Origin of the sequence: uncultured Tyzzerella sp. (assembly GCF_963558545.1) — a bacterium.
Lineage (GTDB): Bacteria > Bacillota > Clostridia > Lachnospirales > CAG-274 > Tyzzerella.
Map to the genome: position 1 here is coordinate 1 of NZ_CAUWHO010000062.1, position 8,796 is coordinate 8,796.

7 protein-coding genes are annotated in these 8,796 nt (G+C 27.4%); 3 read left to right on the forward strand and 4 right to left on the reverse strand.

The annotated features are described in order from the left end of the window. From R5Z65_RS08820 to R5Z65_RS08830, 3 genes are all read left to right on the forward strand, one after another. Positions 1-222: hypothetical protein (locus tag R5Z65_RS08820; protein ID WP_317368609.1), on the forward strand; the 222-nt coding region annotated here is incomplete at its 5' end. Positions 223-231: 9 nt separating this feature from the next. Beyond that, positions 232-1,599 (forward strand): FtsW/RodA/SpoVE family cell cycle protein, encoded by a 1,368-nt coding sequence (locus R5Z65_RS08825; protein WP_317368610.1) that lies wholly within the window; start codon positions 232-234, stop codon positions 1,597-1,599. Between the two features lie 11 nt (positions 1,600-1,610). Beyond that, positions 1,611-3,005, forward strand: a complete 1,395-nt coding sequence (locus R5Z65_RS08830) for a penicillin-binding transpeptidase domain-containing protein (RefSeq protein ID WP_317368611.1) — start codon at positions 1,611-1,613, stop codon at positions 3,003-3,005. Between the two features lie 282 nt (positions 3,006-3,287). On the opposite strand, the gene R5Z65_RS08835 is transcribed toward R5Z65_RS08830, so the two are convergent. The 4 genes from R5Z65_RS08835 to R5Z65_RS08850 form a co-directional block, all read right to left on the reverse strand. Next, positions 3,288-4,688 carry an alpha-L-fucosidase gene (locus R5Z65_RS08835; RefSeq protein ID WP_317368612.1) on the reverse strand — a complete coding sequence of 467 codons (1,401 nt, stop codon included), beginning with the start codon at positions 4,686-4,688 and terminating at the stop codon, positions 3,288-3,290. A gap of 209 nt (positions 4,689-4,897) precedes the next feature. Further along, on the reverse strand, positions 4,898-6,565 hold the full coding sequence (locus tag R5Z65_RS08840; RefSeq protein ID WP_317368613.1) for an extracellular solute-binding protein: 1,668 nt from the start codon (positions 6,563-6,565) through the stop codon (positions 4,898-4,900). Positions 6,566-6,649: 84 nt separating this feature from the next. Next, positions 6,650-7,567: a carbohydrate ABC transporter permease gene (locus R5Z65_RS08845; protein ID WP_317368615.1), complete on the reverse strand. Its 918-nt coding sequence runs from the start codon at positions 7,565-7,567 to the stop codon at positions 6,650-6,652. 13 nt (positions 7,568-7,580) lie between these two features. After that, the gene (locus tag R5Z65_RS08850) at positions 7,581-8,525 is read right to left on the reverse strand and encodes an ABC transporter permease subunit (RefSeq protein ID WP_317368617.1); all 945 of its coding nucleotides are present in this window, start codon (positions 8,523-8,525) and stop codon (positions 7,581-7,583) included. Between the last annotated feature and the right edge of the window lie 271 nt (positions 8,526-8,796).

An 8,796-nucleotide genomic window follows, 5' to 3' on the forward strand; every position in this document is an offset into this window, starting at 1 on the left:
AATAAAATTCCTTTATTTGTATTAAATAAATACGAAGAATTTAATAAACTTTCTACTCAATATTTTCGTATTAGCTTCATAGATGAAGATAAAGAAAACATAAAAAATATTATAAACTATTATAATGATACTTTAATAAATAAAGAACACTTTAATATTAAGAATAGTCCATTTAAAAATATAGAATATACTAACGGACATTTTTTTAGAGGTGTTTTATAGGAGATTTTTATGTATGAAATAATTTTAGATATTTCTAGATACATTTTTATTATATACATAAGTATATTCTTATTGCTAGGATTTTTAATATGCCTTGGAGAAAAAAATATTATATCAATTAATACTAGACTATATCTATTTTTACAAAGATTAATTATTTTTTTCTTCCATACGTCTACTTTTATGATACTTATATTTAATAGAGAAACTAAACAATTAAATTTAAATACTATTTTATTTTTTTTATTAACCCTTATATTTATAATATTAGGCAATGGTATAGCTTGTTTAATATATAGAAATAGCTGTCATTTAATATGGAATGGTATATTCTTTTTAATATCCTTATGTATATCAGAACTATATAGGCTAAATCCACATTTGGCAAAAAGGCAATTTGTTTGGCTTATTTTAGGCCTTTGTATATGCTTAATAATACCTATAATATTAAATATATTACCAAGATTAAATCTTTTTAAATATATATATTTATTTTTAGGGCTTTCATTATTACTTTATACATTATTACTTGGCACAGAAAATGGTGGTGCTAAAAACTGGATTTCTATAAAAGGGTTTACTTTTCAACCATCAGAGCTTGTAAAAATATTGTTTATCTTTTATTTATCCTCTTGTTTTTCATATCATAACTTAAAAATAAAAGATTTAATATTCCCTTCTATAATGTCTCTTGTATTTATTATTTGTTTAGTTTTTCAAACAGACTTAGGAAGTGCCTTAATATTTTTTATGACTTATTTAGTTATACTTTATATATCCACATCTAAAACTTGGATTGTTTTATTAGGTTCATTTTTAGCCTGTATAGGTTCTGTTATAGGGTATAAACTTTTTAACCACGTAAAAGTAAGAGTAGAAATATGGCTAAATCCTTTTTCTGACATAGATAATAAAGGATACCAAATTGCACAATCTCTTTTTGCTATAGGAACATATGCACCTATGGGTAGTGGATTTAACAGGGGTATGCCAAACACCATACCTGTTGTAGAAAAAGATTTAATTTTTTCTGCTATATGTGAAGAATTTGGTGTATTTTTTGGAATTGGTGTAATATTAGTTTTTATTATGATTTTTTATAGAGGTGTTAAAATATCTTTAAATAGCCAAAACAAATTTTTAGGACTTTTATCATCTGGTATGACTAGCCTACTTTGTTTCCAAACATTTTTAATAATAGGTGGTGCTACTAAGCTAATACCTTTAACAGGTGTAACTCTACCTTTTGTAAGCTATGGTGGTAGCTCTATTGTTATAAGCTTTGTTTTAATAGGTATTTTACAATGGGTTTCTATAAGAAATGCTAAATATAATGTGCACGAAGATAACAAAAACTACCAAGAAGTAGAAATTTAGTAGGTGATATTATGCGTTCTAATATAAAAAAAGTATTTTGGTTTTATTTTTTATTATTTTTTATACTTATTGTTTATTTACTATTTTTCACTTTTTTTAAAAGCGATACTATAATAGGCAATCCGTATAATCCAAGAGTAAAAGCTAGCCAAAACAATAATATAAAAAGAGGTGCTATTTTAGATAAAAGTTTTAATATTATAGCACAAACAAAGGAAAGTAGGGTTTATAACTATGATGATGTTTTTGCTCATATAGTAGGGTTTATATCTAATGGGGGATATGGAATAGAAAGTAAATATAATTTTGAGCTACAAACATTAAATAATTCTTTATTGCAACAATTAAATTTACAAATTAATAAAAATAAAGTATTACAAGGAAACAGTATAGTTTTAACAATAGATAAAGATTTGCAACAATATTGTTATGATAAATTAAAAAACAAAAAAGGTGCAATTGTTGTTATGGATAGCACTACCGGTAAAATATTAGCTATGGTTTCATCTCCTAGTTTTAACCCTAATAATGTGTCTAAAAATTGGGATACTATAATTAGTGATACAGAAAATAACCCTCTTGTAAATAGAGCTACTCAAGGGTTATATCCTCCTGCATCTGTTTTTAAAATAATAACAGCAGCAACTTTTATAGAAAACTATAATGACTGGGAAGACTACACTTACACTTGTAAAGGATATGAAACATATGAAGATATAAAAATAGATTGTTTTGATAAAAAAGCTCATAAAGAAATAAATTTGGAGCAAGCTTTAGCTGTATCTTGTAATAGCTTTTTTGTTAATTTATCAAGTATAATAACTCCAGAACAACTATCTAATGTTGCTAATAGGGCCCTTTTTAATAAACCTTTAGGGTTTCCTTTAGATTATAACAAAAGTAGCTTTTCATTAGATATTAATTCTCCTATTGATGAGATTATGCAAACATATATAGGTCAAGGTAAAACATTAACAACACCTCTTCATATTGCTCTTATAGGCTGTGGAGTTGCTAATAATGGTTTGATAATGTCGCCTTATATAGTTGATAGCACATTAGATTATAAAGGAAAAACTATAACCAAAAATATGCCAAAAAATCTTACAACAGCCTTTTCTATAGATACTGCTCAAACTATTAAAAATATGTTAAAAAAAGTAGTTACAAATGGTACAGGTGTAAAAGCTCAGATTAAAAATATATCCATATCAGCAAAAACAGGTACTGCTCAAATAGACAACGAAAAAGACCATACTTGGTTTTTAGGTATTGCACCAACAGAAAATCCTAATATTGTAGTATCTATAATATTTGAAAATTCTGGTTCTCACAGTAATATAGTAGAAACTGCTAGAGATATAATTTCTTTTTGCAAGCCTATGTTAAATAAAATAGAAAAATAGATGTAGATAAATATACATCTATTTTTTCTATTAAAATATGACTTATATTTCTAAAGAAAAAATTATATACAGGTGTCTGTATTAATTTTATTAATAAAAATATATAGGAATATATGTTTTTATTACAACTTATTCAAAACATTTATTTTACAAAAATGTTTTTCTTCTATATCTTCAAATTTACTTATAAGACTATTTAAAAAACATTTATTAAAAAATACTCCTAAAAACTTAAAAATCATACCCGTAAATCTTTCTTGATAATATATGAAATAAAATTTATTATCTATTTAAACAAAATACGTGAGCTATTGTAGATATACCTTGTTCTTCTTTAGGTAATTTTACTATTATACCTTTTTCATTTTTAGTGTATTCTACTTCTGTCTGTGTATTTAAACATACTATATTTTTAAATTCTTCTATATATGGTATAAATATTTCTTCTTTTGATAATATACTTTCATCAGTATAGGTATGTATAGCATATACTTTTCCTTCTTTTTCTTTTTGTGTAAATGCTACACCGTCCTTTTTATATGGTGCACATACTCTTGTTTCGTATATACATTCACCAAATTTATTTAACCACTGCCCCATACCTTCCATTGTTTTAATAGCACCTTGTGGCAATCTACCATCTGGCTGTGGTCCTATATTAAGTGCAAGGTTACCACCTTTTGCTACTATATCTACCAACAGGCATATTATTTCTCTTGGACTTTTATACTCATCTTCATATTTAAATGAGAATGATGTCCCCATTGTTATACAGCTTTCCCAAGGTACATTTAAAGGTTTGTCTGGCACACATTGTTCTGGTGTTACATAATTTTCATAAGGTCCACCTATTGTTCTATCTGCACATAGCATACCTTTTTGATATTTTCTAATCTCATCTATTACTTCTCCAAGCCTTATATCTTGACTTATTTCTTTTGTTACCCAACCTGCATCAAACCACATAATATCTATTTGTCCATAGTTTGTACCAATCTCCTTTATTTGATTTTGTGTAAATTGAACAAATCTTTCCCATTCTTCTGGTTCTTCTAATGGGTCATAAGAAGGCCCTCTCCATTGATATTTACCTCTTGCATATTTTTCACTCCAGTAGCTATCTATATGCCAGTCTGCTTTAGAAAAATAAGCTGCAATACCAAGTCCTTGTCTTCTAAATGCTTCAAATAAATGTGCACATATATCTGCATATTTATGTGTTCTAAATGGGCAATCTTTTCCTGTTGTTTTGTAATCTGTATATTTTGTATCCCACATACAAAAACCATCATGATGTTTTGTTGTAAATATTAAATACTTAAACCCTGCATCTTTTGCCATTTCTGCCCATTTATATGGTTGAAATCTAACAGGATTAAAAGATTTATTTAAGTTAAAGTACTGATTTTTAAACTCCTCTGCCGATACATCCCAATCTATACAATTTCTAGACCATTCTGCATCTGCATCACTTAAAGCCCAAGATTCTACAATGCCTAATTGGGAATATGCTCCCCAATGCATCATCAATGCTAATTTTTGGTCTTTAAACCACTCTAATTTTTTTAATACCCTATCATCTGTTGGCCATACATAGTCTTCTTCTTGGCTATAATTATGTACACCTTGAGATACTATTTCTTTCTCATCTTCATTTTGTTCAAGATTTACTTCTTCTAACATATTACTACCCTTCTTTCAATTATAATATTTTTAGTTTTTAAATGAAAATATATAATATATTTTATATATAAATTTTTATTTTGATATATAGTTATATAAAAATAAGGCTTTCACTTATTTCAATAGTTTCAAAAATTTTATATACTATATTTAATTATATACTATTATTTTGATATATTGAAATAAGAAAAAACCTTTTTATTTAGAAATTATTTTTGACCAATTGCCTCTTGACGAATTTTAATATATTCTTGTAAACCTAATTTATCTAATTGTTGAAGGTATGAATCCCATTCTTTATTAACATCTGCTTGACCACTAATCCAAGCTGCTACTTTTTGCTCTATATAATCTCTTATAGAAACAGTATACTCTGTTAATTTAGAAGAATACTCTGATTCTACCCAGTAAGAAGGGATAACATCAAAATTACCGTTACCATCATTACCTACAAAATATGGTTCATATGCTGCATCTACAGCTTTTTTCTCATCATAACTTGTTGGATTTTCGTGTTCTACTGTCATATTTTCCTCTAAAGAGTTTTTAGGTAATGATTGACAGAACATATTAGCCCAGCTATATTTTTCATCTTCTTCTGGAGTTAATTTTAATCTATCTTTTACTTTATAGTGATTTTCACCTAATTTTTCAACAGTTACACCAAAAGGTCCATTTAATGCTTGGAAAGAGTTATCTTCTTCATAGAAGTTATCCCACCATCTAACAATTATCTCTGGATTTTTAGCTTTATCTGTAATTACAACTTGATTTTTTAAAGTTTTTATACCAAGTGAATCTGCTAACCATTTTGGCTCAGAAGATTGTGGACTTGATAATACTGGAAGTGGTTTAAACTCTGGTAATTCACCTGGTGGTATTTGTTTAAAGTCACCACTACCATATGCTATAGATACACCATATAAATCTTGGTTACCTTTACCTTTCCAAGTAGCTAAATCTTGTGTGAAAAGCTCTGGGTCTAATAAACCTTCAGCATTTAAGCTAGCCATATATTCTATCATATGTTTAAATTCTTCTCTATTAGCACCAAATTCTAATTTACCATCTATCATAGTAAATCCATCAGCTTGAACTGGTAAACCAAACCAACCTGCAAGATAACCTAATTTTCTGTTATTAGGGTCACTAGAGAATGGTATTTCGTCATTAGGGTTACCATTTCCATTTGCATCTTGTTGTTTAAACGCTCTTAAAACTTCTCTAAATTCTTCTGTATTAGTAGGCATTTTTAATCCTAAATTATCTAACCATCTTTGGTTAATAAATGGGCTAAAGTCTACTTTTGGAGAATTTAATACATACGGTATAGCATAAATATGTCCATCAGGAGCAGTCATAGTTTCTCTAACACCTGGCATTTCAAGAAGTTCCATAATATTTGGAGCAAACTCTTCAAAATATCCTTCTAATGGAATAAATACACCCATATCAACACCATAAGTTAAAATATCTGTTGGACTTAAGCACCATCCACCAATAACATCTGTATAGTCACCAGAGCTTAATGCTAAACCATACTTTTCCTTTGCAATTTCAAAAGCATATTGTTTTACATCTACTTTAACATTTGTTTGGTCTTCTAACATAGGCCAAACAAATTGTCCTTCTAATGGAGTAGAGTTATCTACAAATAATGAAAATGTATAATCTCCTTTTTTGTCTACTAAAGGTAATCCTTCTTTATTCATTAAACCATTAACTTTTCCATTTTCATCTACTTCTAATATAGGTTTACCATTTTCATCAAATTGAGCAGAATTACTTTTTCCTCCACCGCAACCTGTTAATAAAGCTTGTGTCATAAGTAATGTTGATAATAAAATTGAAATCTTCTTAACAAAATTTCTTTTCATAACTATAATCTCTCCTTAAAAATAATTTTATATTATTTATTATATAAAATACACATTTAATTGTATATTTTTTATTTTAACATATCAGCCTTTAACAGAACCAATCATTACACCTTTAGTAAAGTGCTTTTGTATGAATGGATATAATATTAAAACTGGTATACTTGAAATAATAATCAACGAGTATTTCATTAATTCTACTGCTTCTTGTTGTTTTTTCAAAGCTTCTTGCTGAGCTGCAGAAACTACTGTTTGAGATAATTGAGCAGAGTTTTGTACTAATATAGAACGTAAAACTAATTGTAATGGATATTTTTCTTCTGTTTGCATATATAATAATGCACTAAAGTATGAGTTCCAATGCCCTACACCATAGTATAATACCATAATAGCTATAATAGCTTTTGATAATGGTAATGCTATACTAAAGAAAAATTTTCCGTGTCCACAGCCATCTAGCTCTGCTGCTTCATAAAGTTCTTCTGATATGTTTTGTTGGAAGAATGTTCTTGCAACTATCATATTATAAACACTTAATGACCCTGGTAGTATTAATGCCCACATACTGTCTAATAAACCAAGTTTTTGAACAACTAAGTATGTTGGTATCATACCACCACCAATAAACATTGTTATCATATAAAATATAGTAACAATTTTTCCACCTTGAAATTTTTTTCTAGATAAAGCATAAGCTGTTGGTATAGTTAATAATAAGTTAACACTAGTACCAATTGTTGTATATATTAATGAGTTAACAAAACCTGTAATAACTTGTTTATTTTCAAATACTTTTTTATAACCTTCTAAAGTAAACCCAAGAGGATAAAATATAACCTGACCAGAAGATACTTTTTCTGGGCTACTAAAAGAAGATATAATTATAAAATATAATGGGTAAGCAACTATAAGTAATATAAATGTTAATATGACAAAAATTATACCGTCAAATATAACATCACTTTTTGATCTTTTTATTGCTTTCTTTTTTTCTCTTGCCATAATACTCCTCCTATTACCATAATCCGCTACCAGATAATTTATTACTAATTTTATTTACTCCTACAAGGAAAATAGCATTAATTGCAGAGTTAAATAAACCAATCGCACTAGAATATGACGTATCCCTATCTATTAAACCTACTTGGTATGTGTAAGTAGATATAACTTCAGAAACAGATTTATTTAAATCATTTTGTAATAAGAATACTTTTTCAAAACCAACGGATAAAAGGCTACCACAACTCAAAATTAACAGTATTGTAGCTGTTGGTAAAATACTAGGAAAGTCTATGTATTTAATTATTTGGAATTTTGTAGCACCGTCCACTATAGCTGCCTCGTGAAGCTCTGGACTAACACCAGATAAAGCTGCAAAGTAAATAACTGAGCCCCATCCCATACCTTGCCATACACCAGACCATACATATATATGTCTCCAAAGTTCTTTTTTAGCCATAAAGTTTATAGGGTCTCCACCAAAACTACGTATAACGTGATTAATTATACCAGATGTTGGAGATAAGAACAAGATTATCATACCACACATAACAACAACTGATATAAAGTTTGGAGCATAAGTAACCCCTTGTATTACTTTTCTGTATCTTTTATGTCTAAATGCATTTAACATAAGTGCTAATATAATAGGAATAGGAAATCCTGCTAAAAGCGAATAAAAACTTAATATAAATGTATTTTTAAGTGTAATAAAGAAATAAGGCGAGTCAAAAAATCTTATGAAGTGTGCTAAACCAGCCCATTTACTACCAGAAAATCCATCTCTAAAGTTGTAATATCTAAATGCTATCTGCACCCCATACATAGGTATATAACTAAATATAAATGTAATTATTATACCTGGAATAACAAAAAGCCAAAGAGTAACATCTCTTTTTAAATTTTTAATAAAATTTGCGAAGTTATTCTTACGTTTAGGTTTTAATTGAATATTTTCCATGATGAAAATCGCTCCTCCTAATCTTAAATATTTATAAATTTATTTTAACTCTGTTAAGCTAAAATTAGAATAACAAAATTTTAAAAAATTAGCAATATTAATGTTGCACAATATTTTTATTTGGTACTTTTGAATATTATTACTTATTTTTTTATAATTTTTATATATTGTTGTTTATTTTTACAAGTTTTTTATATTATATTTTTAAACTTAATGGTATCTAAATATACTGTTTTTTATAAATCCATATGTTATTTATGTATATTTATTA